Genomic DNA, 26,627 nt, shown 5'->3' with positions numbered 1-26,627 from the left:
TTGCAAGAGCCATTAGCTCAGTTGGTAGAGCATCTGACTTTTAATCAGAGGGTCGAAGGTTCGAATCCTTCATGGCTCACCATTTTAATGAAATATGCGGGTGTGGCGGAATTGGCAGACGCACTAGACTTAGGATCTAGCGCCTTTGGCGTGGGGGTTCGACTCCCTTCACCCGCACTTTTAATAAAATAACTCAAACATGTCTTGCGGAAGTAGTTCAGTGGTAGAATACAACCTTGCCAAGGTTGGGGTCGCGGGTTCGAATCCCGTCTTCCGCTCCAATTTTCAGTATGACATGCCGGGGTGGCGGAACAGGCAGACGCACAGGACTTAAAATCCTGCGGTGGGTGACCACCGTGCGGGTTCGACCCCCGCCCTCGGCACCATATGCGCCCGTAGCTCAATTGGATAGAGCGTTTGACTACGGATCAAGAGGTTAGGGGTTCGACTCCTCTCGGGCGCGTTTTTTTCGGGAAGTGGCTCAGCTTGGTAGAGCACCTGGTTTGGGACCAGGGGGTCGCAGGTTCAAATCCTGTCTTCCCGATACTTGTTTGGGGCCTTAGCTCAGCTGGGAGAGCGCCTGCCTTGCACGCAGGAGGTCAGCGGTTCGATCCCGCTAGGCTCCACCAAAAAAGTTCTTTGAAAACTGAACGAAACAAACAACGTAAACGTCAATTTTTATTTTTAGATGCTAGACAAACTAACTTTATTGGAGAGTTTGATCCTGGCTCAGGATGAACGCTGGCGGCGTGCCTAATACATGCAAGTCGAGCGAATGGATTAAGAGCTTGCTCTTATGAAGTTAGCGGCGGACGGGTGAGTAACACGTGGGTAACCTACCCATAAGACTGGGATAACTCCGGGAAACCGGGGCTAATACCGGATAATATTTTGAACTGCATAGTTCGAAATTGAAAGGCGGCTTCGGCTGTCACTTATGGATGGACCCGCGTCGCATTAGCTAGTTGGTGAGGTAACGGCTCACCAAGGCAACGATGCGTAGCCGACCTGAGAGGGTGATCGGCCACACTGGGACTGAGACACGGCCCAGACTCCTACGGGAGGCAGCAGTAGGGAATCTTCCGCAATGGACGAAAGTCTGACGGAGCAACGCCGCGTGAGTGATGAAGGCTTTCGGGTCGTAAAACTCTGTTGTTAGGGAAGAACAAGTGCTAGTTGAATAAGCTGGCACCTTGACGGTACCTAACCAGAAAGCCACGGCTAACTACGTGCCAGCAGCCGCGGTAATACGTAGGTGGCAAGCGTTATCCGGAATTATTGGGCGTAAAGCGCGCGCAGGTGGTTTCTTAAGTCTGATGTGAAAGCCCACGGCTCAACCGTGGAGGGTCATTGGAAACTGGGAGACTTGAGTGCAGAAGAGGAAAGTGGAATTCCATGTGTAGCGGTGAAATGCGTAGAGATATGGAGGAACACCAGTGGCGAAGGCGACTTTCTGGTCTGTAACTGACACTGAGGCGCGAAAGCGTGGGGAGCAAACAGGATTAGATACCCTGGTAGTCCACGCCGTAAACGATGAGTGCTAAGTGTTAGAGGGTTTCCGCCCTTTAGTGCTGAAGTTAACGCATTAAGCACTCCGCCTGGGGAGTACGGCCGCAAGGCTGAAACTCAAAGGAATTGACGGGGGCCCGCACAAGCGGTGGAGCATGTGGTTTAATTCGAAGCAACGCGAAGAACCTTACCAGGTCTTGACATCCTCTGAAAACTCTAGAGATAGAGCTTCTCCTTCGGGAGCAGAGTGACAGGTGGTGCATGGTTGTCGTCAGCTCGTGTCGTGAGATGTTGGGTTAAGTCCCGCAACGAGCGCAACCCTTGATCTTAGTTGCCATCATTAAGTTGGGCACTCTAAGGTGACTGCCGGTGACAAACCGGAGGAAGGTGGGGATGACGTCAAATCATCATGCCCCTTATGACCTGGGCTACACACGTGCTACAATGGACGGTACAAAGAGCTGCAAGACCGCGAGGTGGAGCTAATCTCATAAAACCGTTCTCAGTTCGGATTGTAGGCTGCAACTCGCCTACATGAAGCTGGAATCGCTAGTAATCGCGGATCAGCATGCCGCGGTGAATACGTTCCCGGGCCTTGTACACACCGCCCGTCACACCACGAGAGTTTGTAACACCCGAAGTCGGTGGGGTAACCTTTATGGAGCCAGCCGCCTAAGGTGGGACAGATGATTGGGGTGAAGTCGTAACAAGGTAGCCGTATCGGAAGGTGCGGCTGGATCACCTCCTTTCTATGGAGAATTGATGAACGCAGTTCATCAATAAACGTTGACTTGTTTTGTTTCGTTCAGTTTTGAGAGAACTATCTCTCAAGTTTAAATGTATGTTCTTTGAAAACTAGATAACAGTGTAGCTCATATTTTTTTAATTTTAGTTTGGTTAAGTTAGAAAGGGCGCACGGTGGATGCCTTGACACTAGGAGTCGATGAAGGACGGGACTAACGCCGATATGCTTCGGGGAGCTGTAAGTAAGCTTTGATCCGAAGATTTCCGAATGGGGAAACCCACTATACGTAATGGTATGGTATCCTTACCTGAATACATAGGGTATGGAAGACAGACCCAGGGAACTGAAACATCTAAGTACCTGGAGGAAGAGAAAGCAAATGCGATTTCCTGAGTAGCGGCGAGCGAAACGGAATCTAGCCCAAACCAAGAGGCTTGCCTCTTGGGGTTGTAGGACATTCTATACGGAGTTACAAAGGAACGAGGTAGACGAAGCGACCTGGAAAGGTCCGTCACAGAGGGTAACAACCCCGTAGTCGAAACTTCGTTCTCTCTTGAATGTATCCTGAGTACGGCGGAACACGTGAAATTCCGTCGGAATCTGGGAGGACCATCTCCCAAGGCTAAATACTCCCTAGTGATCGATAGTGAACCAGTACCGTGAGGGAAAGGTGAAAAGCACCCCGGAAGGGGAGTGAAAGAGATCCTGAAACCGTGTGCCTACAAATAGTCAGAGCCCGTTAATGGGTGATGGCGTGCCTTTTGTAGAATGAACCGGCGAGTTACGATCCCGTGCAAGGTTAAGCTGAAGAGGCGGAGCCGCAGCGAAAGCGAGTCTGAATAGGGCGTTTAGTACGTGGTCGTAGACCCGAAACCAGGTGATCTACCCATGTCCAGGGTGAAGTTCAGGTAACACTGAATGGAGGCCCGAACCCACGCACGTTGAAAAGTGCGGGGATGAGGTGTGGGTAGCGGAGAAATTCCAATCGAACCTGGAGATAGCTGGTTCTCCCCGAAATAGCTTTAGGGCTAGCCTTAAGTGTAAGAGTCTTGGAGGTAGAGCACTGATTGAACTAGGGGTCCTCATCGGATTACCGAATTCAGTCAAACTCCGAATGCCAATGACTTATCCTTAGGAGTCAGACTGCGAGTGATAAGATCCGTAGTCAAGAGGGAAACAGCCCAGATCGCCAGCTAAGGTCCCAAAGTGTGTATTAAGTGGAAAAGGATGTGGAGTTGCTTAGACAACTAGGATGTTGGCTCAGAAGCAGCCACCATTTAAAGAGTGCGTAATAGCTCACTAGTCGAGTGACTCTGCGCCGAAAATGTACCGGGGCTAAATACACCACCGAAGCTGCGAATTGATACCAATGGTATCAGTGGTAGGGGAGCGTTCTAAGTGCAGTGAAGTCAGACCGGAAGGACTGGTGGAGCGCTTAGAAGTGAGAATGCCGGTATGAGTAGCGAAAGACGGGTGAGAATCCCGTCCACCGAATGCCTAAGGTTTCCTGAGGAAGGCTCGTCCGCTCAGGGTTAGTCAGGACCTAAGCCGAGGCCGACAGGCGTAGGCGATGGACAACAGGTTGATATTCCTGTACCACCTCTTTATCGTTTGAGCAATGGAGGGACGCAGAAGGATAGAAGAAGCGTGCGATTGGTTGTGCACGTCCAAGCAGTTAGGCTGATAAGTAGGCAAATCCGCTTATCGTGAAGGCTGAGCTGTGATGGGGAAGCTCCTTATGGAGCGAAGTCTTTGATTCCCCGCTGCCAAGAAAAGCTTCTAGCGAGATAAAAGGTGCCTGTACCGCAAACCGACACAGGTAGGCGAGGAGAGAATCCTAAGGTGTGCGAGAGAACTCTGGTTAAGGAACTCGGCAAAATGACCCCGTAACTTCGGGAGAAGGGGTGCTTTCTTAACGGAAAGCCGCAGTGAATAGGCCCAAGCGACTGTTTAGCAAAAACACAGGTCTCTGCGAAGCCGTAAGGCGAAGTATAGGGGCTGACACCTGCCCGGTGCTGGAAGGTTAAGGAGAGGGGTTAGCGTAAGCGAAGCTCTGAACTGAAGCCCCAGTAAACGGCGGCCGTAACTATAACGGTCCTAAGGTAGCGAAATTCCTTGTCGGGTAAGTTCCGACCCGCACGAAAGGTGTAACGATTTGGGCACTGTCTCAACCAGAGACTCGGTGAAATTATAGTACCTGTGAAGATGCAGGTTACCCGCGACAGGACGGAAAGACCCCGTGGAGCTTTACTGTAGCCTGATATTGAATTTTGGTACAGTTTGTACAGGATAGGCGGGAGCCATTGAAACCGGAGCGCTAGCTTCGGTGGAGGCGCTGGTGGGATACCGCCCTGACTGTATTGAAATTCTAACCTACGGGTCTTATCGACCCGGGAGACAGTGTCAGGTGGGCAGTTTGACTGGGGCGGTCGCCTCCTAAAGTGTAACGGAGGCGCCCAAAGGTTCCCTCAGAATGGTTGGAAATCATTCGTAGAGTGCAAAGGCATAAGGGAGCTTGACTGCGAGACCTACAAGTCGAGCAGGGACGAAAGTCGGGCTTAGTGATCCGGTGGTTCCGCATGGAAGGGCCATCGCTCAACGGATAAAAGCTACCCCGGGGATAACAGGCTTATCTCCCCCAAGAGTCCACATCGACGGGGAGGTTTGGCACCTCGATGTCGGCTCATCGCATCCTGGGGCTGTAGTCGGTCCCAAGGGTTGGGCTGTTCGCCCATTAAAGCGGTACGCGAGCTGGGTTCAGAACGTCGTGAGACAGTTCGGTCCCTATCCGTCGTGGGCGCAGGAAATTTGAGAGGAGCTGTCCTTAGTACGAGAGGACCGGGATGGACGCACCGCTGGTGTACCAGTTGTTCTGCCAAGGGCATAGCTGGGTAGCTATGTGCGGAAGGGATAAGTGCTGAAAGCATCTAAGCATGAAGCCCCCCTCAAGATGAGATTTCCCATAGCGTAAGCTAGTAAGATCCCTGAAAGATGATCAGGTTGATAGGTTCGAGGTGGAAGCATGGTGACATGTGGAGCTGACGAATACTAATAGATCGAGGACTTAACCATATAATATGAAGCTAATGTTATCTAGTTTTGAAGGAATATACCTTCAATAGTTTGGTGATGATGGCAGAGAGGTCACACCCGTTCCCATACCGAACACGGAAGTTAAGCTCTCTAGCGCCGATGGTAGTTGGGACCTTGTCCCTGTGAGAGTAGGACGTCGCCAAGCAACTAAAACACGAGTCATTTGACTCGTGTTTTTTCGTGTTTCTTTTATAATTCATAGTAATTTAAAAAATCATTTTCTTAAAGAATCGTCCTTTTGATTAAAGACAGGGAAATGTGGCTAGGATAGTGAATAAGCAAAAGAGTTGCAAATTTTTTTAATACGTATATAATTAAAGTCAAAGATAGTCAAAGTCAATAAAGGTGGCGGATAAATGAGAAATATATCTGATATCATTGAGAAATATCTAAAGCAAGTTATTGACTTAAGCAATAATAATGCGATTGAAATCAAGAGGAATGAGGTCGCTGATCGATTCGATTGTGTGCCGTCTCAAATCAACTATGTAATCAATACCCGTTTTACGTTAGAAAGAGGATTCGTAGTAGAAAGTAAACGAGGTGGAGGAGGTTACATTCGCATTATAAAAGTCAAACTGCATGATGATATAGACATTATTGATCAAATGCTTCATATGATTGATCATAGCGTTGCACAAGGAAATGCAGAAAGCATGATTATACGTTTAATAGAAGAGGGTATTATAACAAATCGTGAAGCTAAACTTATGTTAAGCGTACTAGATCGTTCTGTATTATTAATGGATGTTCCTTCTCGAGATGAACTTAGGGCTCGAATATTATGCGCAATGTTAAGAACACTGAAATATAAATAAATATAACTTTTGTTAAGAATGATAACTAAGATAATGCAGTTTAATATTGTAGGAATTTTGAAAGATGACATGTGCTTTTACTAAATGGATTAAGGAAAGAGAACAATCTAGTAATGTATGAAAAGTATCATGAGATAGATCGTTCCTGTTGTAAAGGTGGGGGATAGCGATGACTTGTCAAAACTGTAATATAAGACCAGCAACTTTACATTATACAAAAGTAATCAACGAAAAAAAGGCGGAAGTTCATCTTTGCGAGCAATGTGCAGAACAAAGTGGCTATACGTCTTTCTTTCAATCGCCGCAGTCTAATTTTTCATTCCATGACCTATTAGCCGGATTATTGCATGGTGAACCAGCAATGTTTGAAGAAGGGCAAGATGCATTTTCAAATACAAATATATCAAGATGTCCAAATTGTAAGATGACATATGAACAATTTACAAAAGTGGGACGCTTTGGATGTGCTTCTTGTTACGATACATTTAAGGGGCATTTAAAACCATTGTTAAAACGTCTTCACGGTGGGCATACAGATCATTGTGGAAAAATTCCTGAACGTATAGAAGGAAATATCTACTTAAAGAAAGAATTAGATGAACTAAAACTCAATCTGAAACAATATGTACAGAAAGAGGAATTTGAGAAAGCGGCTGAAGTACGAGATAAAATTCGATGTCTTGTAAATCAGCTTAGTGAGCATAGAGAGGGGGAATAGTTCTATGTCACTGGACAGAATCATGAATGAAGCGATTAGTCCATGGATGAAGGGGGATGGCCCTGATTCTGATATTGTTTTAAGTAGTCGAATTCGTTTGGCTCGTAATTTTAAAAAATATCAATTCTCTACTATGCAAAACGAGGAAGAAGCTAAACAGATTCATGAGTTATTTAAGAAGAAGTTTATAAATAAACCTGTAGAACCTTTTGGGGAGTTTGAATTATTAAAAATGAATGAATTAAATCCTCTCCAAAGGAGAGTTTTAGTTGAGAAGCATTTAATTAGTCCGAATCTTGCAGGAACAGAATACGGAGCATGCCTACTATCAGAAAGTGAACATATAAGTATCATGCTTAATGAAGAGGATCATGTTAGGATTCAGTGCCTATTTTCGGGTTTACAGTTATCAGAGGCGCTTCAAAGTGCCAATCAAATAGATAACTGGATCGAGGAACAGGTTGAATATGCTTTTGATGAATCGCTTGGATATATTACGAGTTGCCCCACTAACGTCGGTACAGGATTAAGGGCTTCGGTAATGATTCATTTGCCGGGACTGGTTTTAACGAAAAGAATTAACCGTATTATACAAGTAATTCAAAAATTAGGGTTAGTAGTAAGAGGAATATACGGTGAAGGTAGCGAAGCGTTAGGTAATATATTTCAAGTGTCAAATCAAATGACACTAGGGAAATCAGAAGAAGATATTATTGCAGATTTAAAGAGTGTCATTCAACAAATCATCCATCAAGAAAAAATGGCTAGAGAATTAATTGTACAAAATTCAAGTATTGAGCTTGAAGATAAAGTATATCGTTCTTACGGAATACTAGCTAACAGTCGTTTAATTCAATCTGCAGAAGCAGCCACTTGCTTATCAGATGTACGACTTGGTATTGACTTAGGATATATACAAGGTATATCGAGAAATATTTTAACTGAGTTAATGGTTCTTACTCAGCCAGGCATTTTGCAACAATATGCAGGAGGACCTCTAGGACCAGAAGAAAGAGATTATCGAAGAGCAACCTTAATCCGTGAGCGATTACGAATTGAACAAAATTAAGCGCAAGTAGGAGGCGATTTCTATGATGTTTGGAAGATTTACAGAACGAGCACAGAAAGTATTAGCTTTATCTCAAGAGGAAGCAATTCGCATTGGGCATAATAATATTGGAACAGAACATATTTTACTTGGGCTTGTACGCGAAGGTGAAGGAATTGCAGCAAAAGCGTTAATTGCTCTTGGATTAAGTCCAGAGAAAGTTCAAAAAGAGGTAGAAGCATTAATTGGACGTGGAACGGAAGCTTCTCAAACAGTACATTACACACCTCGTGCTAAAAAAGTTATTGAGTTGTCTATGGACGAAGCTCGTAAATTGGGCCATTCCTACGTTGGAACAGAACATATTTTACTTGGTTTAATCCGTGAAGGTGAAGGTGTAGCAGCACGTGTTTTAAATAATTTAGGTGTAAGCCTAAACAAAGCAAGACAACAAGTGTTACAACTCCTTGGAAGTAATGAAGCTAGTTCAGGTCACCAAGGTGGTTCATCAACAAATGCGAATACACCTACACTTGACAGTCTAGCACGTGATTTAACAGTTGTTGCACGTGAAAATCGTTTAGATCCTGTTATTGGACGTGGTAAAGAAATTCAACGTGTAATTGAAGTGTTAAGCCGTAGAACAAAAAACAATCCAGTATTAATTGGAGAACCTGGTGTAGGTAAGACAGCAATTGCGGAAGGATTAGCACAGCAAATTGTAAATAATGAAGTTCCTGAAACTTTAAGAGATAAGCGTGTTATGACATTAGATATGGGTACAGTTGTTGCTGGAACAAAATATCGTGGTGAATTTGAGGATCGTTTAAAGAAAGTGATGGATGAGATTCGCCAAGCTGGTAACATCATTCTATTTATTGATGAGCTTCATACATTAATTGGTGCAGGAGGGGCAGAAGGTGCAATTGATGCATCGAATATTTTAAAACCATCTTTAGCACGTGGTGAATTACAATGTATTGGTGCAACAACTTTAGACGAATATCGTAAATATATTGAAAAGGATGCGGCATTAGAAAGACGTTTCCAACCAATTCATGTTGATGAACCAAACTTAGAAGAATCAGTTCAAATTTTAAAAGGTTTACGTGACCGTTATGAGGCGCATCACCGCGTATCTATTACAGATGATGCAATCGATGCAGCTGTAAAACTTTCAGATCGTTACATTACAGACCGTTTTTTACCTGATAAAGCAATCGATTTAATTGATGAGGCTGCATCAAAAGTACGCTTACGTTCTTATACAACACCACCAAACTTAAAAGAGCTTGAAGTGAAGCTTGAGGAAATTAGAAAAGAAAAAGATGCGGCTGTACAAAGCCAAGAATTTGAAAAAGCTGCTTCCTTACGTGATATGGAACAACGTTTACGTGAAAAGTTAGAAGATACAAAGCGTCAGTGGAAAGAGAAACAAGGACAAGAAAACTCAGAAGTAACAGTAGAAGATATTGCAAATGTCGTTTCCACATGGACACGTATTCCAGTTTCTAAACTTGCACAAACAGAGACAGATAAATTATTAAACTTGGAATCAATTTTACATGATCGTTTAATTGGGCAGGATGAAGCAGTTGTAGCTGTGGCTAAAGCTGTTCGTCGTGCGAGAGCGGGATTAAAAGATCCGAAACGTCCAATTGGCTCATTTATTTTCCTAGGACCGACTGGTGTAGGTAAAACAGAACTAGCGAGGGCGTTAGCGGAATCTATGTTCGGTGATGAGGATGCAATGATCCGCATTGATATGTCTGAGTACATGGAAAAGCATTCTACCTCTCGTTTAGTTGGATCTCCTCCAGGATATGTTGGATATGAAGAAGGTGGACAATTAACAGAGAAAGTTCGTCGTAAGCCATATTCAGTTGTCTTATTAGATGAAGTAGAGAAAGCTCATCCTGACGTGTTTAATATTTTACTACAAGTATTAGAAGATGGCCGTTTAACAGATTCTAAAGGACGTACAGTTGATTTCCGTAATACAATTGTTATTATGACGTCTAATGTTGGTGCAGACGCATTAAAACGTAATAAACATCTTGGATTTAACGTACAAGATGAGAGCCGCGATTATTCAGATATGAAAGGTAAAGTAATGGATGAATTGAAAAAAGCATTTCGTCCAGAATTCTTAAACCGTATTGATGAAATTATCGTGTTCCATATGCTTGAGAAAAAACATATTCAAGAAATTGTAACTCTTATGGTGAATCAGTTAGTGAATCGCTTAAAAGAACAAGAGATTGAATTGCACTTAACAGAAGGAGCAATTTCAGCAATTGCTGATAAAGGATTTGATCGAGAGTACGGTGCTCGTCCGCTTCGTAGAGCAATTCAAAAACATGTAGAAGATAGACTATCAGAAGAACTGTTAAAAGGTGCTATTGAGAAAGGGCAAAAAGTTATCTTTGATATAGAAGGAGAATCATTTGTCATTCATAGTGCGGAAAAGGTAAAATAAGTATAGACAAACAAAGAGGGCTACGCGATAGCCCTCTTTCTTGTACGAGAAGGATAAACGTTTGTAGATGAAAGTGAAGTGAACTATAAAAGATATGGCTAAAAAGAAAACAAAATTCACATGTCAAGAGTGTGGTTATCAGTCGCCAAAATATATGGGGAAATGTCCTGGGTGTGGTAAATGGAATACGCTTGTTGAAGAGATGGAACCAGTTGTATCATCAAGGCGCCTTAATTATGTCAATGCAATTCAATCAGAAGTAACAAAACCAAGACGCTTAACAGAGGTAGAAACAAATTCTGAGGCGCGTATTGAAACGAAATTTCAAGAGTTTAACCGTGTACTTGGTGGCGGGATTGTAGATGGATCTTTAGTACTTATTGGTGGAGACCCCGGGATTGGAAAATCAACATTGTTATTACAAATTTCATCGCAATTAGCAGATTCTTCATATGATGTACTATACATATCAGGTGAGGAGTCAGCAAAGCAGATTAAACTTCGTGCAGATCGTTTGCATGTAAAGGGTAGTAATCTATTTGTTGTAGCAGAAACTGATTTACAACGAATTGCAGCACACATTGAAGAGATGAATCCAGCTTTTGTTGTTATTGACTCCATTCAGACGATACATTTACCTGAAGTGACGTCAGCCCCAGGAAGTGTAGCGCAAGTACGTGAATGTACAGCGGAATTAATGAAGCTTGCAAAGACGAAAGGGATTCCTATTTTTATCGTCGGACATGTGACGAAAGAAGGGGCAATTGCAGGACCACGTATGCTAGAACATATGGTTGATGCAGTTCTTTACTTTGAAGGAGATCGTCACCATACATATCGTATTTTGCGAGCTGTGAAGAACCGTTTTGGTTCCACAAATGAAATGGGTATCTTTGAAATGAAGGAACTAGGTCTTGCAGAAGTACTAAATCCTTCTGAAATTTTCCTTGAGGAACGTCCAGTTGGAGTTGCAGGATCCACAGTGGTTGCTTCAATGGAAGGAACAAGACCGGTTTTAGTAGAAATACAAGCATTAATCTCCCCTACTAGTTTTGGAAATCCTCGAAGAATGGCGACGGGAATTGATCATAATCGCGTTTCACTTATTATGGCAGTGCTAGAAAAAAGAACAGGTTTATTGTTGCAAAATCAAGACGCATATTTAAAAGTCGCGGGTGGCTTGAAATTAGATGAACCAGCAATCGATTTAGCTGTTGCCTTAAGTATTGCTTCAAGTTTCAGAGATAAAGCTACTGCACCAACCGATGCGGTAATAGGAGAAGTAGGCCTAACTGGAGAAATAAGAAGAGTATCAAGAATTGAACAACGTGTACAAGAAGCAGCAAAATTAGGATTTCAACGTGCTATTATTCCTAGAAAAAATTTGGGAGGATGGACAATTCCAGATGGGATTGAGGTAGTAGGTGTTTCTAATTTAGGAGAGGCGCTTCGTTTGACATTAGGAGGCTAGGCTATGGAGGAAAACAAGCAACGTGTCAAAAGTATGATTAACATTCTACAGCTCGTTGCCCCAGGAACACCACTACGCGAAGGGATAGATAACGTACTTCGTGCGCAAACTGGAGGGCTAATTGTTCTTGGGTATAATGAGCAGATTAAAAGTATTGTTGATGGAGGATTTCACATTAATTGTGCATTCTCCCCGGCTAGTTTATATGAATTAGCAAAAATGGATGGGGCACTTATTTTAAATGAAACTGGGAGCAAAATTTTAATTGCAAATGCACAATTAGTTCCAGATCCATCCATTGATTCTATTGAAACAGGTATGCGTCACCGAACGGCAGAGCGTGTAGCAAAGCAGACGGCTAGCCTTGTTGTGGCTATTTCACAAAGACGTAACGTAATTACACTATATCAAGGGAACTTACGTTATACACTAAAAGATATAGGTGTAATTTTAACAAAGGCAAACCAAGCTATTCAAACGTTAGAAAAATATAAAGCTGTATGGAATGATGGGATTACGAATTTGGGCATTCTAGAATTTGAAGAGGTTGTTACAATGTCCGAGGTAGTTCACGTTTTACATAGTGTTGAAATGGTACTGCGTATTAAAAATGAAATAGTGAGCTACATTCATGAGTTAGGAACGGAAGGAAGGTTAATTCGTTTACAACTTACAGAATTACTAGCCGACTTAGAAGCAGAGGCAGCGTTATTAATTAAGGATTATTATCAAGAAAAAACGCAGGATCACCATCAAATTTTGAAAAAGTTACAAGATCTTGCAAATACACAGCTTTTAGAGGATAGCGATTTAGTTAAATTGCTTGGCTATCCAGGGCAAATGAGCTTAGAAGAAAGCGTGACACCGAGGGGATACCGAATCGCAAGCAAAATTTCTCGTGTTCCACCACTTATCATTGAAAATTTAATTAATCGATTTAAAACGCTACAAGGTGTTTGTCGTGCAACTATTAATGAATTGGATGATGTGGAAGGAATTGGGGAAGTTAGGGCGAAGAAAATACGAGAGGGCCTAAAAAGAATTCAAGAGCATCTCTATATGAGTAGACACAATTAAGAATATTACATTGATTCCATAATATAACGACACTAGAACATTTTTGGTATATGATATGGTATATTGGTAAATAAAACTATTTATATAAAAAAACACGTCCGCTTTTGCATTCGGCGTTTTGATTAGCAAAACAATGGTTAATAATGAGTAGGAGGTGGTTGGATGTTAAAAAGGATCGTACAGCTCTTCTTTTTAGTGATCGGGGGAGCGTTAGGGATTTTTCTAATCCCAAAAGTTATTAATGTATTGGACGTCGGTGCTGTTCCTTGGCTTGAGGGATCGTACGTTCGTGCAATTATTGGTGCCATTATTTTATTTTTAACAACATTTTGGCTTGTAGATTATATTGTTCAACTTATTAAACATATCGAAGAAGCCCTTGTAAAGGCACCGGTAGCGGATGTTTTATTTGGTACATTAGGGTTGATCTCTGGTCTTATTGTTGCATATTTAATTTTGATACCAATTCGTGAATTCACGATTCCAGTCATTAGTACAGTATTACAAGTGTTCTTTACTCTTTTACTTGGTTATTTAGGATTCCAAGTAGGATTTAAAAAGAGAAATGAATTGCTAGGATTATTTACATTACCCCAGCGCGGAGGTAAGAAGAAAAACAATAGCGAGAACGAAGAGGTAGAGGTAGAAAAATCTACAACTCATTGGAAAATTCTCGATACAAGTGTAATTATTGATGGACGTATTGCGGATATTTGCCAAACGAAGTTTTTAGAAGGAACAATTGTGATTCCACAATTCGTATTAGAAGAGCTTCAGCATATTGCCGATTCTTCTGATGCTTTAAAGCGTAATCGTGGTCGCAGAGGATTAGACATTTTAAATCGTATTCAAAAAGAGCTACCAATTCCGGTGGAAATTTATGAAGGCGATTTTGAGGATATCCAAGAGGTGGATAGCAAGCTTGTAAAGTTAGCTAAAATCACTGGTGGAACTGTTGTAACAAATGATTTCAACTTAAACAAAGTTTCTGAACTACAAGGAGTAACAGTGTTAAACATTAACGATTTAGCAAATGCAATTAAACCAGTCGTACTCCCTGGTGAAGAATTAAGTGTTTATGTTGTGAAAGATGGTAAAGAACAAAATCAAGGTGTTGCATACTTAGATGATGGCACGATGATTGTAGTAGAAGACGGTAGAGAATATGTCGGTTCGCAACTTAATGTACTAGTTACAAGTGTGTTGCAAACATCGGCTGGTCGTATGATTTTCGCAAAACGTAAATTATTAGAAAAAGCATTATAAGTAGGGGATTATTAATATGTATACATTAATTATTCCGGCAGCGGGTCAAGGGAAACGGATGGGTGCTGGTAAAAACAAGTTGTTCTTACTTATAGATGGAGTACCTATCATTGTGCATACATTACGTGCTTTTGAAAAAGATAAAGCATGTAAATGTATTATCATGGCAATTAACGAAGAGGAACGTCCTTATTTTGAGGAGTTAATGCAGAAGTACCCGGTTGAAAAGCAGGTGCAATTTATTCAAGGCGGGGCTGAAAGACAAGATAGTGTGTATAATGCGCTTCAGTATGTGAGCGGAGTTGAGTATGTTCTCGTACACGATGGTGCGCGCCCGTTCGTAACGAATAAGATGATGCAAGATGTATTAACTGTAGCAGAGAAATATGGTGCTTCCATTTGTGCAGTGCCAGTGAAGGATACAATTAAGAAAGTAGAACAGGGTGTTGTTGTTGAAACGGTAGAACGTTCTCAGCTTAAAGCGGTTCAAACACCGCAAGGATTTTCTGTTCCTCTTTTATTAGAAGCTCATAGAAGTGCAAAGCAAAGTTGTTTTCTTGGTACAGATGATGCAAGTCTCGTAGAACGTGTCGGGAAGCAAGTAGGCGTAGTAGAGGGGAGTTACTATAATATTAAAGTGACGACTCCAGAGGATTTACTAATTGCTGAAAGTTTCCTTCATGTTCAGGAGAAATAGAAGTGATGGTATTATAGTAAAGAAAAGCTCGGCAGTTGCCGAGCTTTTCTTTATAGAGATAGCAATATAATATAGAATTCATAAAGTAGTTTAGACTGAGGAGGATGTAAAGAATGTTTCGAATTGGACAAGGTTTTGATGTACATGAATTTGCGGAAGGTAGACCGTTAATTATCGGCGGAATTACAATTCCTCATGAAAAAGGATTAATCGGTCACTCGGATGCAGATGTATTGTTACATACGATTGCTGACGCATGTCTAGGAGCAATTGCAGCAGGAGATATTGGAAAGCATTTTCCTGATACAGATCCTGCCTTTAAAGATGCGGATTCAGCTGTATTGTTACAAAAGGTTTGGGAATTTGTACGTGAACAAGGTTATGAGCTAGGGAACCTAGATTGTACAATTATTGCCCAAAAGCCAAAAATGGCACCGCATATTGAAAGCATGCGTAAACGCATTAGTGAACTACTAGAAACGTCTATTGATAATATTAATGTAAAGGCAACAACAACAGAAAAATTAGGATTTACAGGTAGAGAAGAAGGGATTGCTTCTCAAGCGGTTGTTTTATTACAGAAAAAATAGTGGTTTTTAATTCGTAAGATGGATAATCACGTTTTTTTGGTGTACAATTATAGAATGTGTTGACATTAAGATTGGAAGGTGTACCAACTATGGAAAAGCAAGTGAGAGTGCGCTATGCGCCAAGTCCAACAGGACACTTACATATCGGAAATGCGCGTACGGCATTATTTAATTATTTATTTGCTCGTCATCAAGATGGTAAGTTTATTATTCGTATTGAAGATACTGATGTGAAACGTAATGTTGCTGGTGGAGAAGAAAGCCAATTAAAATACTTGAAATGGCTCGGTATGGACTGGGATGAAGGTGTTGATGTTGGTGGTGAATTTGGACCATATCGTCAAACAGAGCGTTTAGATATTTATAAAAAATTATATGAAGATTTATTAGAGCGTGATTTAGCTTACAAATGTTATATGACAGAAGAAGAGCTAGAGGCAGAGCGTGAAGGACAAATCGCTCGTAGTGAAACACCGCGTTATGCAGGAAACCACCGTGATTTAACTGAGGAGCAAATTAAAGGATTTGAGGCTGAAGGCCGTATTCCAAGTATTCGCTTCCGTGTGCCGGCTGATAGCGACTTCACGTTTAAAGATATCGTAAAAGATGAAGTTGCATTCCATTCAAATGATTTTGGTGATTTCGTTATCGTGAAAAAAGATGGAATTCCAACTTATAACTTTGCGGTAGCGGTAGATGATCACTTAATGGAGATTACACACGTACTTCGTGGTGATGATCATATTTCAAACACGCCAAAACAAATGATGATTTATGAAGCTTTCGGTTGGGATATCCCGAAGTTCGGTCATATGACTTTAATTGTAAACGAAAGCCGTAAAAAGCTAAGTAAGCGTGACGAATCTATTATTCAATTTATTGAGCAATATAAAGAGCTTGGATATCTTCCAGAAGCAATCTTTAACTTTATTGCATTACTAGGTTGGTCACCAGTAGGTGAAGAAGAAATCTTCTCTCAAGATGAGTTTATCAAAATGTTTGATGCAGCTCGTTTATCAAAATCACCTGCATTATTTGATTCTCAAAAACTAAAATGGATGAACAACCAATATATGAAAAAACAAGATTTAGATACGGTTGTTGAACTAAGCTTACCGCATTTAGTGAAAGCGGGTCGCGTAGGTGAAAACTTAAGTGAACAAGAACAAGCATGGGTTCGTGATGTAATTGCTTTATATCATGACCAAATGAGCTTTGGAGCTGAAATTGTAGAGCTTTCTGAAATGTTCTTTAAAGATCATGTTGATCATGAAGAAGAGGGACAAGAAGTATTGAAGGGTGAACAAGTACCTGAAGTACTTCGTACATTTGCCGATCAATTAGAAGCTTTAGAAGCAATGGAGCCAGCGGCAGTTAAGGCGGCTATTAAAGCAGTTCAAAAGGAAACAGGACATAAAGGTAAAAACCTATTTATGCCAATCCGTGTTGCTACTACTGGACAAACACATGGTCCAGAGCTTCCTAACGCTATTGCTCTTCTTGGAAAAGAAAAAGTTTTAAATCGTATTCAAAAAGTAATTGGTTAACATTTTCTAGGTTTAGCAATATAATAAGTATACCTAAAATCTAATAAGGAAAAGCGACGAGAAGGAGAAGTAGAAAATCAGGCTTTTTACAGAGAGAACCACCCTTAGGCTGGAAGTGGTTTATAAGCGGATTTTTGAAATGCCCCTTCGAGTCTTCTGTTGAACAGCGAAGTATTTCGCGGAACGTCTTAGGGCGCAAAGTAAACAGAAGCGGTGTAAACCGTTATCATGGATGAGTTTGAGGCTTCTTTAGCCTAAACAGAGTGGAACCGCGCTTAAAAGGCGTCTCTGTCTATATGACAGAGGCGTCTTTTTTTTATACCATGTAAATGGGTGTGAGTATAAGTTTTATCCCCTTGTATAAAGATTTAGGGGGAGTTAGTTCACTCGAAAAAAGCAGCCCATAAAGGGGAGGGAACATCGATGTTTAAGAGGCTTCGGGAAGATATTGAAGTCGTTTTTGAACAGGATCCAGCGGCACGAAGTTATTTCGAAGTCATTTTAACTTACTCTGGATTACATGCAGTTTGGACCCATCGAATTGCACATGCTTTTTATAAAAGGAATTTTTTCTTTATGGCACGTTGGATTTCGCAAGTTAGTCGTTTTTTTACTGGCATTGAGATTCATCCAGGAGCAACTATTGGTCGTCGTTTTTTCATTGATCATGGAATGGGGGTTGTAATTGGCGAAACGTGTGAAATTGGCGAAAACGTAACAATTTATCAAGGTGTCACATTAGGTGGTACAGGTAAAGAAAAAGGAAAGAGGCACCCTACAATTCAGGATAATGTATTAATTGCAACAGGTGCTAAAGTACTAGGTTCTATTACTGTTGGAGAGAATTCTAAAATTGGAGCAGGATCTGTCGTGTTGAAGGAAGTTCCAGCGCATTCTACAGTTGTAGGTATACCTGGCCGAGTCGTCATTCAAAATGGAGTAAAGATTGGTCAAGAATTAAATCATTCTGATCTTCCGGATCCGATTTTTGATAAATTAAAGGTTATGGAAGCAGAACTTGATAAATTGAGAAAGCAACTCGAAGTAAAGGTAGAAAGGAAGGATAAAAATGACTATTCACATTTATAATACGTTAACGCGTCAAAAAGAAGAGTTTATGCCATTAGAAGAAAATAAGGTAAAGATGTATGTGTGCGGACCTACAGTGTATAACTACATTCACATTGGGAATGCAAGACCACCTATGGTATTTGATACAGTACGCCGTTACTTAGAATATAAAGGATATGATGTGCAGTATGTATCTAACTTTACTGACGTGGATGATAAATTAATTAAGGCGGCAAATGAATTAGGTGAGGATGTGCCAACAATTGCAGATCGTTTTGTTGAAGCTTACTTTGAAGATGTAACGGCACTAGGTTGCAAGCATGCAACGGTTCATCCACGTGTAACAGAAAATATGGATATCATTATTGAATTTATTCAAGAACTTGTGAATAAAGGGTATGCATATGAATCAGAAGGTGATGTGTACTTTAAAACGAAAGAATTCGAAGGTTACGGTAAATTATCACATCAACCAATTGCAGACTTACGTCACGGTGCACGTATTGAAGTAGGAGAAAAGAAACAAGACCCTCTTGACTTTGTTTTATGGAAAGCTGCGAAAGAAGGAGAAATCTTCTGGGAAAGCCCTTGGGGGAAAGGACGCCCAGGGTGGCATATTGAATGCTCAGCAATGGCACGTAAATATTTAGGGGATACAATTGATATTCATGCTGGTGGTCAAGATTTAGCATTTCCTCATCATGAAAATGAAATTGCGCAGTCTGAGGCGTTGACAGGAAAAACATTTGCACGTTATTGGATGCATAATGGATATATTAATATTAATAACGAGAAGATGTCTAAGTCGCTTGGAAACTTCATTTTAGTTCATGATATTATTAAACAATATGATCCACAGTTAATTAGGTTCTTTATGTTATCGGTACATTACCGTCACCCAATTAACTTTAGCGAAGATTTATTGCAAAGTACGAATAATGGACTAGAAAGAATTAAAACAGCTTACGGTAACTTAAAGCATCGTATGGAAAGTAGTACGGATTTAACGGACCATAATGAAAAATGGTTAGCTGAAATGGAAAAGTTCCAGGTTGCATTCGAAGAAGCGATGGATGATGATTTCAATACGGCTAATGCGATTACTGAATTATATAACGTAGCAAATCACGCAAATCAATATTTGTTAGAAGAACATACTTCTAAAATTGTAATTGAAGCGTATGTAAAACAACTTGAAACATTATTTAGTATTTTAGGATTAGAATTAGCACAAGAAGAGTTGCTTGATGAAGAAATTGAAGCACTAATCCAAAAGCGTATTGAAGCTCGTCAAAATCGTGACTTCGCATTATCTGATCAAATTCGCGATGATTTAAAAGGACGTAATATTATTTTAGAAGATACCGCTCAAGGTACAAGATGGAAAAGAGGATAAGAATGATTGATGCAAAGCAATTGAACAGCTTAGCGTTAGCATATATGGGTGATGCGGTATATGAACAATATATCCGCTATCACCTCCTTCAAAAGGGGAAAGTTCGCCCTAATCAATTACATCGCTTAGGGACGAGCTTTGTTTCGGCAAAAGCACAGGCGAAAGTTGTTTATCATTTATTAGATACGGCATTTTTGACAGAAGAGGAAGAGGCGGTATTAAGAAGAGGGCGTAATGCAAATTCGGGTACTGTTCCGAAAAATACAGATGTACAAACATATCGATACAGTACAGCCTTTGAAGCGCTAATCGGTTATCATCACTTGTTGAATAATCGTGAAAGATTGGACGAGATTGTATATAAGGCGATTGACGTTTTGGACGAAAAGGAAGGGAGCACATCATCATGAGTAGTGAATATATTATCGGACGTAACCCTGTAATTGAAGCTTTAAGAGCGGGGCGAGATATTAATAAAATTTTGGTAGCGGAAGGTGCTGCCAAAGGACAAGTGCAGATTGTACTAGCATTAGCAAAAGAGAATAAGGTTATTTTGCAACACGCACCAAAGAAGAAATTAGATCAATTGGTTGAGGGAAATCATCAAGGTGTAATTGCTCAAGTAGCTGCATATCAATATGCTGAGTTAGAGGATTTGTTTAAATTAGCAGAAAAACGTAATGAAGATCCGTTCTTCTTAATTTTAGATGAAATTGAAGACCCACATAACTTAGGTTCTATTATGCGTACTGCGGATGCAACAGGTGCTCATGGGGTTATTATTCCGAAAAGAAGAGCGGTGGGACTTACAGCGTCAGTTGCGAAAGCGTCGACTGGGGCAATTGAATATATTCCTGTTGCACGTGTAACAAATTTATCGCGTACAATTGATGAATTAAAAGAACGTGGACTTTGGATTGCTGGTACAGATGCCAAAGGGAAAACAGATTACCGTAATTTAGATGGTAATATGCCAATCGGACTAGTAATTGGTAGTGAAGGAAAAGGTATGAGTCGTATTATTGGTGAAAAGTGTGATTTCCTAATTACTTTACCGATGGTCGGTAAAGTTACATCCTTAAATGCTTCAGTAGCCGCAAGTTTGTTAATGTATGAGGTATATCGTAAACGTCACGAAATTGGTAAATAAAAAATGGACGATATTTTAATCGTTGACGGTTACAACATTATCGGGGCTTGGGGAGACTTGAAGAAACTGCGGGATGTAGATTTACAATCATCAAGAGACGCACTTATTGATAAGATGGCGGATTATCAAGGCTATACAGGCACAAAGGTAATGATTGTCTTTGATGCCTATACAGTCTATGGTATTGAAAAAAAGATGAAACAATCGCGGGTGGAAGTAATATTCACGAGAAAGAATCAAACTGCAGATGAAAAGATAGAGCAACTTGCGATTGAGCTTAGAAATATAAATACACAAATATACGTTGCAACTTCGGATTATACGGAGCAGTGGATTATATTTGCGCAAGGTGCACTTCGAAAATCTGCGCGTGAATTAGAGTTAGAAGTGCAAGCGATGGAACAACAAGTAAGAAGGCGTACAAAAGACACGAAAGAAAAGCAACCCGCCATGCGAAAGATATTTAGTGAAGATATTACAGAAAAATTAGAAAAATTAAGAAGAGGAGAGCGTTGAAGCATTGACGCTCTTTATCTTTTTACTGTATAATATTGCTAAATATATAGCGGTCGGAGGGATCAAGGTGGAAGCAGGCTTCGTAAGTGTAGGCGACGTTACATTTCGTGATTTAGAGGATGAGGCAATCGTTGAGTTAGTTCGAAAAGGTAATACTGACGCTCTAGAATATTTAATTCACAAATATAAGAACTTTGTTCGCGCGAAATCAAGATCTTATTTCTTAGTGGGTGCCGATCGAGAAGATATTGTTCAAGAAGGCATGATTGGATTGTTTAAAGCCATTCGTGATTATAAAGGGGACAAGCTGTCTTCGTTCAAAGCATTTGCTGAACTGTGTATCACTCGACAAATTATTACCGCTATTAAAACAGCAACAAGGCAAAAACATATTCCGTTAAATTCGTATGTGTCTTTAGACAAGCCAATTTACGATGAGGAATCTGATCGAACATTATTAGATGTTATTTCGGAATCGAAAGTAACTGATCCAGAAGAGATGATTATCAGTCAGGAAGAATATACAGACATAGAATCAAAAATATCTGAATTATTAAGCGATTTAGAAAGAAAAGTGCTCTCTTTATACTTAGATGGTCGTTCCTATCAAGAAATTTCAGAACAGTTAAACAGGCATGTGAAATCTATTGATAACGCATTGCAGCGTGTAAAAAGGAAATTAGAAAGATATATGGAGATGAGAGAGAGTACAACTTTAAATTCATAGCAAGTGCCGCAGGTGTAAAATAATTCACCTGTTTTCTTTTTGTTAAGAGAGTGAAAGTCATGACATTGACATTGTCTTTTGTTGTATGATACATTTTTAGGGACAATGTTACAAGGTTGGTGTAACTAATGAGGAAAAAAGTTGTACTCTCATGTGAAGAGTGTAAAAATCGAAACTACTCTACGATGAAAGATACGAGCTCAGTAGAGCGACTTGAGATAAAGAAGTTTTGTAAAACATGCAATAAGCATACAGTTCACAAAGAAACAAAATAAATAATACACTGGAGGTCCCGTAGATGCGTTTAACGAACTTTTTCGGCGATGTAGGTCGCGAAATGAAAAAAGTAAGTTGGCCTAAAAAAGATGAATTACTCCGCTCAACAACGACTGTTATTGCGACAGTTGTGTTCTTTGCGATTTTCTTCGCAGTGGTTGATATGGGCATTTCTTCTTTAATTCGGTTAATTCTTGGTTAATTCTTGAATAAGAAGCACTTATCCATGATATAATGTTATTTATAAGAACTGTGTAAAAGCCCGGTGAACGGGTTTTTTCATTTGCGCAAAAAAATGTACGTCAGGGAGGGAAGGACGCTCGTCCTAAATGAATGGAAAAAAGTTGGTATGTTGTCCATACTTATTCTGGATATGAAAATAAAGTAAAGGCAAACCTAGAGAAACGTGTAGAATCAATGGGTATGCAAGATAAAATTTTCCGTGTTGTTGTCCCGGAAGAAGTAGAAGTAGAAATGAAAAATGGTAAAGAAAAAATAACGAAAAGAAAAGTGTTCCCAGGTTACGTATTAGTAGAACTAATCATGACTGACGACTCTTGGTATGTTGTTCGTAATACGCCAGGTGTAACAGGTTTTGTTGGTTCTTCTGGTTCAGGATCTAAACCATCGCCTCTATTAGAAGAGGAAGTTGTTACCATCATGAAGCATATGGGAATGGACAATGAAGTGGTTGATTTCGAATTTGAACTTCATGAAACAGTGCGTGTAAATGAAGGGCCATTCGCGGATTATACGGGTGCGATTGAAGAAATTGATGTGGAAAAGAAAAAAGTTAGCGTGCTTGTAGACATGTTTGGTCGCGAGACTCCGGTTGAACTTGATTTCCATCAAATTGAAAAATTATAAAATGAAACTTGAAATGAATTGTAAAAAGTGATAATATCTTTTAAGTCAGTACGTCTTCGGTAACGGAGACGTTTTTTGAAAAAGATTTTATCATTATGATAAAATATGAAGTGGGAGGGCAAATCACTGCCCAATTGACCACATCACGGACTTAAGGAGGTGTGTCTCGTGGCTAAAAAGGTAATTAAAATAGTAAAACTTCAAATTCCTGCAGGTAAAGCTAATCCAGCTCCGCCGGTTGGTCCAGCATTAGGACAAGCAGGTGTTAACATCATGGGCTTCTGTAAAGAGTTTAACGCTCGTACAGCTGATCAAGCTGGTCTTATCATCCCTGTTGAAATTACGGTATTTGAGGACCGTTCATTCACTTTCATTACTAAAACTCCTCCTGCTGCTGTTCTTCTTAAGAAAGTAGCTGGTATTGAGTCTGGTTCTGGTGAACCAAACCGTAATAAAGTGGCAACTGTTAAGCGTGATAAAGTACGCGAAATCGCTGAAACTAAAATGCCTGACCTAAACGCTGCTAGCGTAGAAGCTGCAATGCGTATGGTTGAAGGTACTGCGCGCAGTATGGGCATCGTTATCGAAGACTAATTCGATTTGTTTTTTGTAAAAAAGGTTGCGGGTCTGGAATTCCAATTCGCAACCTTTATTATCGTAAATGATTATCATTTTTAAATAAATGGATGGGCGCACATCCTCGGGGGTTCCCGGAATGAAGGCGTAAACGTGGGAGGTTATTCCGCTAAAACCACATTCAAGGAGGAAACAAACATGGCTAAAAGAGGTAAAAAGTACGTTGAAGCTGCGAAGCTTGTTGATCGTGCATCTGCTTACTCTGCAACAGAAGCAGTAGAATTAGTAAAGAAAACAAACACAGCTAAATTTGATGCAACTGTAGAAGCTGCATTCCGTTTAGGTGTTGACCCTAAGAAAGCTGACCAACAAATTCGTGGTGCAGTTGTTCTTCCACACGGTACTGGTAAAGTACAACGTGTATTAGTATTCGCTAAAGGCGAAAAAGCAAAAGAAGCTGAAGCTGCTGGCGCTGAATTCGTAGGCGATGCTGATTACATCGGTAAAATCCAAAAAGGTTGGTTCGATTTCGATGTAGTAGTAGCAACTCCTGACATGATGGGTGAAGTTGGTAAACTTGGTCGTGTATTAGGACCTAAAGGTTTAATGCCAAACCCTAAAACTGGAACAGTTACTTTCGATGTAACTAAAGCTGTTAACGAAATCAAAGCTGGTAAAGTTGAATACCGCGTTGATAAAGCTGGTAACATCCACGTTCCAATCGGTAAAGTATCTTTCGAAGATGCTAAATTAGTAGAAAACTTCAAAACAATTGCTGACACGCTACAAAAAGCTAAGCCAGCTGCTGCAAAAGGTACTTACATGAAGAACGCAACTGTTGCTTCTACAATGGGACCTGGCGTACGCGTAGACGTTTCTACACTTGCGTAAAAATTGGAAGTTGACTTCATAAAGAAGTTTTAATATAATCATTTATGTTGTGAATTTTAATAGTGTACCGTAGACAGTAGGAGTCGATTCGACTTAATTTCCTACCTAGGTGTTAATATACGAAACGGAATCTTTTTTCTGTGACTATATGCCTCCATGTCTACAAGTTGGGCATGGAGGTTTTTAGTGCACTTTCGGTACATCTTCTATATAATCTACAGGAGGTGTAATAACATGAGCAAAGTAATCGAAACTAAACAACAAGTTGTAACTGAAATCGCTGAAAAACTTCGCGCGAGTAAATCTACAATTGTTGTTGACTACCGTGGTTTAACAGTTTCTGAAGTAACAGAATTACGTAAAAACTTACGTGAAGCTGGCGTTGAGTTCAAAGTTTACAAAAACTCTTTAACTCGTCGTGCTGCAGAGTCTGCTGAAATGGCTGAGTTAAACGAATTCTTAACAGGACCAAACGCAATCGCGTTCAGTAACGAGGATGTAGTTGCTCCTGCGAAAGTATTAAACGACTTCGCTAAAAATCATGAAGCTTTAGAAATTAAAGCGGGCGTAATCGAAGGTAAACTTGTGACACTTGATGAGGTTGAAGCTATCGCTACTCTTCCATCACGTGAAGGCTTACTTTCTATGCTTCTTAGCGTTCTTCAAGCTCCAATCCGTAATCTTGCACTTGCTACTAAAGCAGTTGCAGATCAAAAGGAAGAGCAAGGCGCTTAATTTTTTAAAAGATAATTATTTGTTATCTATAAAACAATACAAACCTATTTAAGGGAGGATATTTACAATGACTAAAGAACAAATCATTGAAGCAGTTAAATCTATGACTGTATTAGAACTTAACGACTTAGTAAAAGCTATCGAGGAAGAATTCGGCGTAACTGCTGCTGCTCCTGTAGCTGTAGCTGGTGGCGCTGGTGAAGCTGCTGCTGAGCAAACTGAATTTGACGTAGTACTTGCAAGTGCTGGCGCTCAAAAAATCAAAGTTATCAAAGCTGTACGTGAAATCACTGGTCTTGGCTTAAAAGAAGCTAAAGAATTAGTTGACAACACTCCAAAAGCAATCAAAGAAGGCGTTACTAAAGAGGAAGCTGAAGAAATGAAAGCTAAACTTGAAGAAGTTGGCGCTGTTGTAGAAGTTAAGTAATTAACTTTTGGTGCTTTAAAAAAAAGCTCGCTCTCATGCGAGCTTTTTTTTTAACTGTAAAGAAAAGAGGTGGCCATATGGCAGACCATTATTTTTCTAACGACCCTTCTAGTAAAAGTGATCGTAAACGATGGGAATTTACACTTCGTGAATCTCGATTTACTTTTTTATCTGACCATGGGGTGTTCTCGAAAAACGAAGTGGACTTTGGTTCTCGTCTTTTAATTGAAGCGTTTCAAATGCCAGATGTTAAAGGTAATGTGTTAGACGTAGGATGTGGGTACGGTCCAATCGGTTTGTCGTTAGCGAAAGAGTTTCAAGATCGTGAAATTCACATGGTGGATGTGAATGAAAGGGCCTTGGGACTTGCAAAAGAAAATGCCGCTAATAACAGAATTGAAAATATACGTATTTTGCAAAGTAGTGTCTATGAAAATGTAGATGGCAAGTATGCTGCTATTCTATCTAATCCTCCAATTCGTGCTGGTAAAGATATCGTGCATGAGATTTTAGAAAAGGCTGTGGAGTATTTAGTTTCAGGTGGAGAACTGTGGATTGTTATTCAAAAGAAACAAGGTGCGCCATCTGCGCTGAAAAAACTAGAAGAAGCATTTTCTGAAGTTGAAGTTGTAGAAAAGAAAAAAGGATATTATATCATAAAATCAAAAAAGCGTTGACGGTTATTTTTGGCTATGTTAACATTATACAATGCCAATATATGATTTTCTGCGTTGAGAAAGATGTATATTTTTGCTTCTCTTGGAAAAGATAGTAAAATCAGCAGATTATGAAACAGAATGATGGTTTTCTTATAGAAGCCATTTTTCTTTTTTGAGCAGATAGAAAGACTCAACGTATCTATCTTTAAGAGAAAAAAACTACGCTAATAGCAGTAGTTGTATTTATTTGTGATTTTTGCACAAATTTTTTTGTGCAT

24 protein-coding genes, 7 tRNA genes, 3 rRNA genes and 2 other annotated features are annotated in these 26,627 nt (G+C 40.3%); all 34 genes read left to right on the top strand.

Annotation, left to right across the window (positions count from 1 at the left end):
* Nucleotides 1-6 precede the first annotated feature (6 nt).
* The 34 genes from MKX77_RS23635 to MKX77_RS23470 all read left to right on the top strand — a co-directional run bounded on the left by MKX77_RS23635 (nucleotide 7) and on the right by MKX77_RS23470 (nucleotide 26,367).
* Nucleotides 7-82, top strand: a tRNA-Lys gene (locus MKX77_RS23635).
* A 14-nt stretch (nucleotides 83-96) separates the two neighbouring features.
* A tRNA-Leu gene (locus tag MKX77_RS23630) sits at nucleotides 97-177 on the top strand.
* 29 nt (nucleotides 178-206) lie between these two features.
* Nucleotides 207-281 (top strand) — tRNA-Gly (locus MKX77_RS23625).
* A gap of 16 nt (nucleotides 282-297) precedes the next feature.
* Nucleotides 298-386: transfer RNA gene (locus MKX77_RS23620), tRNA-Leu, on the top strand.
* 3 nt (nucleotides 387-389) lie between these two features.
* A tRNA-Arg gene (locus MKX77_RS23615) sits at nucleotides 390-463 on the top strand.
* A 7-nt stretch (nucleotides 464-470) separates the two neighbouring features.
* Nucleotides 471-544 (top strand) — tRNA-Pro (locus MKX77_RS23610).
* 9 nt (nucleotides 545-553) lie between these two features.
* A tRNA-Ala gene (locus tag MKX77_RS23605) sits at nucleotides 554-629 on the top strand.
* A 77-nt stretch (nucleotides 630-706) separates the two neighbouring features.
* A 16S ribosomal RNA gene (locus MKX77_RS23600) occupies nucleotides 707-2,258 on the top strand.
* A gap of 146 nt (nucleotides 2,259-2,404) precedes the next feature.
* Nucleotides 2,405-5,326 (top strand): 23S ribosomal RNA (locus MKX77_RS23595).
* 50 nt (nucleotides 5,327-5,376) lie between these two features.
* Nucleotides 5,377-5,492, top strand: a 5S ribosomal RNA gene (gene rrf / locus MKX77_RS23590).
* Together the 16S, 23S and 5S rRNA genes with 7 tRNA genes alongside form the textbook arrangement of a ribosomal RNA operon.
* A 211-nt stretch (nucleotides 5,493-5,703) precedes the next feature.
* Nucleotides 5,704-6,165: a transcriptional regulator CtsR gene (gene ctsR, locus MKX77_RS23585; protein WP_002029353.1), complete on the top strand. Its 462-nt coding sequence runs from the start codon at nucleotides 5,704-5,706 to the stop codon at nucleotides 6,163-6,165.
* A gap of 169 nt (nucleotides 6,166-6,334) precedes the next feature.
* Nucleotides 6,335-6,883, top strand: coding sequence for a UvrB/UvrC motif-containing protein (locus tag MKX77_RS23580; RefSeq protein ID WP_002159618.1), 549 nt, complete (start codon nucleotides 6,335-6,337; stop codon nucleotides 6,881-6,883).
* Between the two features lie 4 nt (nucleotides 6,884-6,887).
* Nucleotides 6,888-7,952, top strand: a complete 1,065-nt coding sequence (locus tag MKX77_RS23575) for a protein arginine kinase (protein ID WP_002091490.1) — start codon at nucleotides 6,888-6,890, stop codon at nucleotides 7,950-7,952.
* Between the two features lie 22 nt (nucleotides 7,953-7,974).
* Nucleotides 7,975-10,410 carry an ATP-dependent protease ATP-binding subunit ClpC gene (clpC, locus tag MKX77_RS23570; protein WP_215554956.1) on the top strand — a complete coding sequence of 812 codons (2,436 nt, stop codon included), beginning with the start codon at nucleotides 7,975-7,977 and terminating at the stop codon, nucleotides 10,408-10,410.
* Nucleotides 10,411-10,504: 94 nt separating this feature from the next.
* Complete coding sequence (radA, locus tag MKX77_RS23565) at nucleotides 10,505-11,881, top strand: DNA repair protein RadA (RefSeq protein ID WP_002159617.1); 1,377 nt, start codon at nucleotides 10,505-10,507, stop codon at nucleotides 11,879-11,881.
* Nucleotides 11,882-11,884: 3 nt separating this feature from the next.
* The gene (disA, locus tag MKX77_RS23560) at nucleotides 11,885-12,958 is read left to right on the top strand and encodes a DNA integrity scanning diadenylate cyclase DisA (protein WP_000392162.1); all 1,074 of its coding nucleotides are present in this window, start codon (nucleotides 11,885-11,887) and stop codon (nucleotides 12,956-12,958) included.
* A gap of 162 nt (nucleotides 12,959-13,120) precedes the next feature.
* Nucleotides 13,121-14,224 (top strand): PIN/TRAM domain-containing protein, encoded by a 1,104-nt coding sequence (locus MKX77_RS23555; protein WP_002159616.1) that lies wholly within the window; start codon nucleotides 13,121-13,123, stop codon nucleotides 14,222-14,224.
* 16 nt (nucleotides 14,225-14,240) lie between these two features.
* Entirely contained in the window at nucleotides 14,241-14,921 is a 681-nt protein-coding gene (ispD, locus tag MKX77_RS23550; protein WP_215554957.1) for a 2-C-methyl-D-erythritol 4-phosphate cytidylyltransferase, read from the top strand.
* Nucleotides 14,922-15,034: 113 nt separating this feature from the next.
* Nucleotides 15,035-15,511, top strand: coding sequence for a 2-C-methyl-D-erythritol 2,4-cyclodiphosphate synthase (ispF, locus tag MKX77_RS23545; RefSeq protein ID WP_000488386.1), 477 nt, complete (start codon nucleotides 15,035-15,037; stop codon nucleotides 15,509-15,511).
* An 89-nt stretch (nucleotides 15,512-15,600) separates the two neighbouring features.
* Complete coding sequence (gene gltX, locus MKX77_RS23540; RefSeq protein WP_215554958.1) at nucleotides 15,601-17,058, top strand: glutamate--tRNA ligase; 1,458 nt, start codon at nucleotides 15,601-15,603, stop codon at nucleotides 17,056-17,058.
* Nucleotides 17,059-17,105: 47 nt separating this feature from the next.
* Nucleotides 17,106-17,351, top strand: a binding site (T-box leader).
* Between the two features lie 130 nt (nucleotides 17,352-17,481).
* A complete protein-coding gene (cysE, locus tag MKX77_RS23535) occupies nucleotides 17,482-18,147 on the top strand; it encodes a serine O-acetyltransferase (RefSeq protein WP_215554959.1) in 666 nt (221 codons plus the stop codon).
* Nucleotides 18,128-19,525 carry a cysteine--tRNA ligase gene (cysS, locus tag MKX77_RS23530; RefSeq protein WP_078174993.1) on the top strand — a complete coding sequence of 466 codons (1,398 nt, stop codon included), beginning with the start codon at nucleotides 18,128-18,130 and terminating at the stop codon, nucleotides 19,523-19,525. Before cysE ends, cysS begins: the two co-directional genes overlap by 20 nt.
* Nucleotides 19,526-19,527: 2 nt before the next feature.
* A complete protein-coding gene (locus tag MKX77_RS23525) occupies nucleotides 19,528-19,935 on the top strand; it encodes a Mini-ribonuclease 3 (protein WP_341307905.1) in 408 nt (135 codons plus the stop codon).
* Complete coding sequence (gene rlmB, locus MKX77_RS23520; RefSeq protein WP_002091503.1) at nucleotides 19,932-20,675, top strand: 23S rRNA (guanosine(2251)-2'-O)-methyltransferase RlmB; 744 nt, start codon at nucleotides 19,932-19,934, stop codon at nucleotides 20,673-20,675. Before MKX77_RS23525 ends, rlmB begins: the two co-directional genes overlap by 4 nt.
* Nucleotides 20,676-20,678: 3 nt before the next feature.
* Nucleotides 20,679-21,191: an NYN domain-containing protein gene (locus MKX77_RS23515; RefSeq protein ID WP_070140529.1), complete on the top strand. Its 513-nt coding sequence runs from the start codon at nucleotides 20,679-20,681 to the stop codon at nucleotides 21,189-21,191.
* 67 nt (nucleotides 21,192-21,258) lie between these two features.
* Nucleotides 21,259-21,918 (top strand): RNA polymerase sporulation sigma factor SigH, encoded by a 660-nt coding sequence (locus tag MKX77_RS23510; RefSeq protein WP_002009799.1) that lies wholly within the window; start codon nucleotides 21,259-21,261, stop codon nucleotides 21,916-21,918.
* Between the two features lie 128 nt (nucleotides 21,919-22,046).
* The gene (rpmG, locus tag MKX77_RS23505) at nucleotides 22,047-22,193 is read left to right on the top strand and encodes a 50S ribosomal protein L33 (protein ID WP_012260172.1); all 147 of its coding nucleotides are present in this window, start codon (nucleotides 22,047-22,049) and stop codon (nucleotides 22,191-22,193) included.
* Nucleotides 22,194-22,216: 23 nt separating this feature from the next.
* Nucleotides 22,217-22,396, top strand: a complete 180-nt coding sequence (gene secE, locus MKX77_RS23500) for a preprotein translocase subunit SecE (protein WP_002009797.1) — start codon at nucleotides 22,217-22,219, stop codon at nucleotides 22,394-22,396.
* 131 nt (nucleotides 22,397-22,527) lie between these two features.
* On the top strand, nucleotides 22,528-23,061 hold the full coding sequence (nusG, locus tag MKX77_RS23495; RefSeq protein WP_002009795.1) for a transcription termination/antitermination protein NusG: 534 nt from the start codon (nucleotides 22,528-22,530) through the stop codon (nucleotides 23,059-23,061).
* 168 nt (nucleotides 23,062-23,229) lie between these two features.
* Nucleotides 23,230-23,655, top strand: a complete 426-nt coding sequence (gene rplK, locus MKX77_RS23490; protein WP_002159610.1) for a 50S ribosomal protein L11 — start codon at nucleotides 23,230-23,232, stop codon at nucleotides 23,653-23,655.
* 180 nt (nucleotides 23,656-23,835) lie between these two features.
* A complete protein-coding gene (gene rplA, locus MKX77_RS23485) occupies nucleotides 23,836-24,528 on the top strand; it encodes a 50S ribosomal protein L1 (protein ID WP_002009792.1) in 693 nt (230 codons plus the stop codon).
* Between the two features lie 49 nt (nucleotides 24,529-24,577).
* Nucleotides 24,578-24,723 (top strand) — a sequence feature (ribosomal protein L10 leader region).
* Nucleotides 24,724-24,762: 39 nt separating this feature from the next.
* Nucleotides 24,763-25,263 (top strand): 50S ribosomal protein L10, encoded by a 501-nt coding sequence (gene rplJ / locus MKX77_RS23480; protein ID WP_341307904.1) that lies wholly within the window; start codon nucleotides 24,763-24,765, stop codon nucleotides 25,261-25,263.
* 67 nt (nucleotides 25,264-25,330) lie between these two features.
* Nucleotides 25,331-25,690: a 50S ribosomal protein L7/L12 gene (rplL, locus tag MKX77_RS23475; RefSeq protein WP_002091507.1), complete on the top strand. Its 360-nt coding sequence runs from the start codon at nucleotides 25,331-25,333 to the stop codon at nucleotides 25,688-25,690.
* A 77-nt stretch (nucleotides 25,691-25,767) separates the two neighbouring features.
* Nucleotides 25,768-26,367 carry a class I SAM-dependent methyltransferase gene (locus MKX77_RS23470; RefSeq protein WP_016103300.1) on the top strand — a complete coding sequence of 200 codons (600 nt, stop codon included), beginning with the start codon at nucleotides 25,768-25,770 and terminating at the stop codon, nucleotides 26,365-26,367.
* The last annotated feature ends 260 nt before the right edge of the window (nucleotides 26,368-26,627 follow it).

This window comes from Bacillus sp. FSL R9-9410, from assembly GCF_038050385.1.
Classification (GTDB): Bacteria; Bacillota; Bacilli; order Bacillales; family Bacillaceae_G; genus Bacillus_A; species Bacillus_A cereus_U.
Note: the sequence above shows the minus strand (reverse complement) of the source record. Positions and strands in the feature narration are given on the sequence as shown.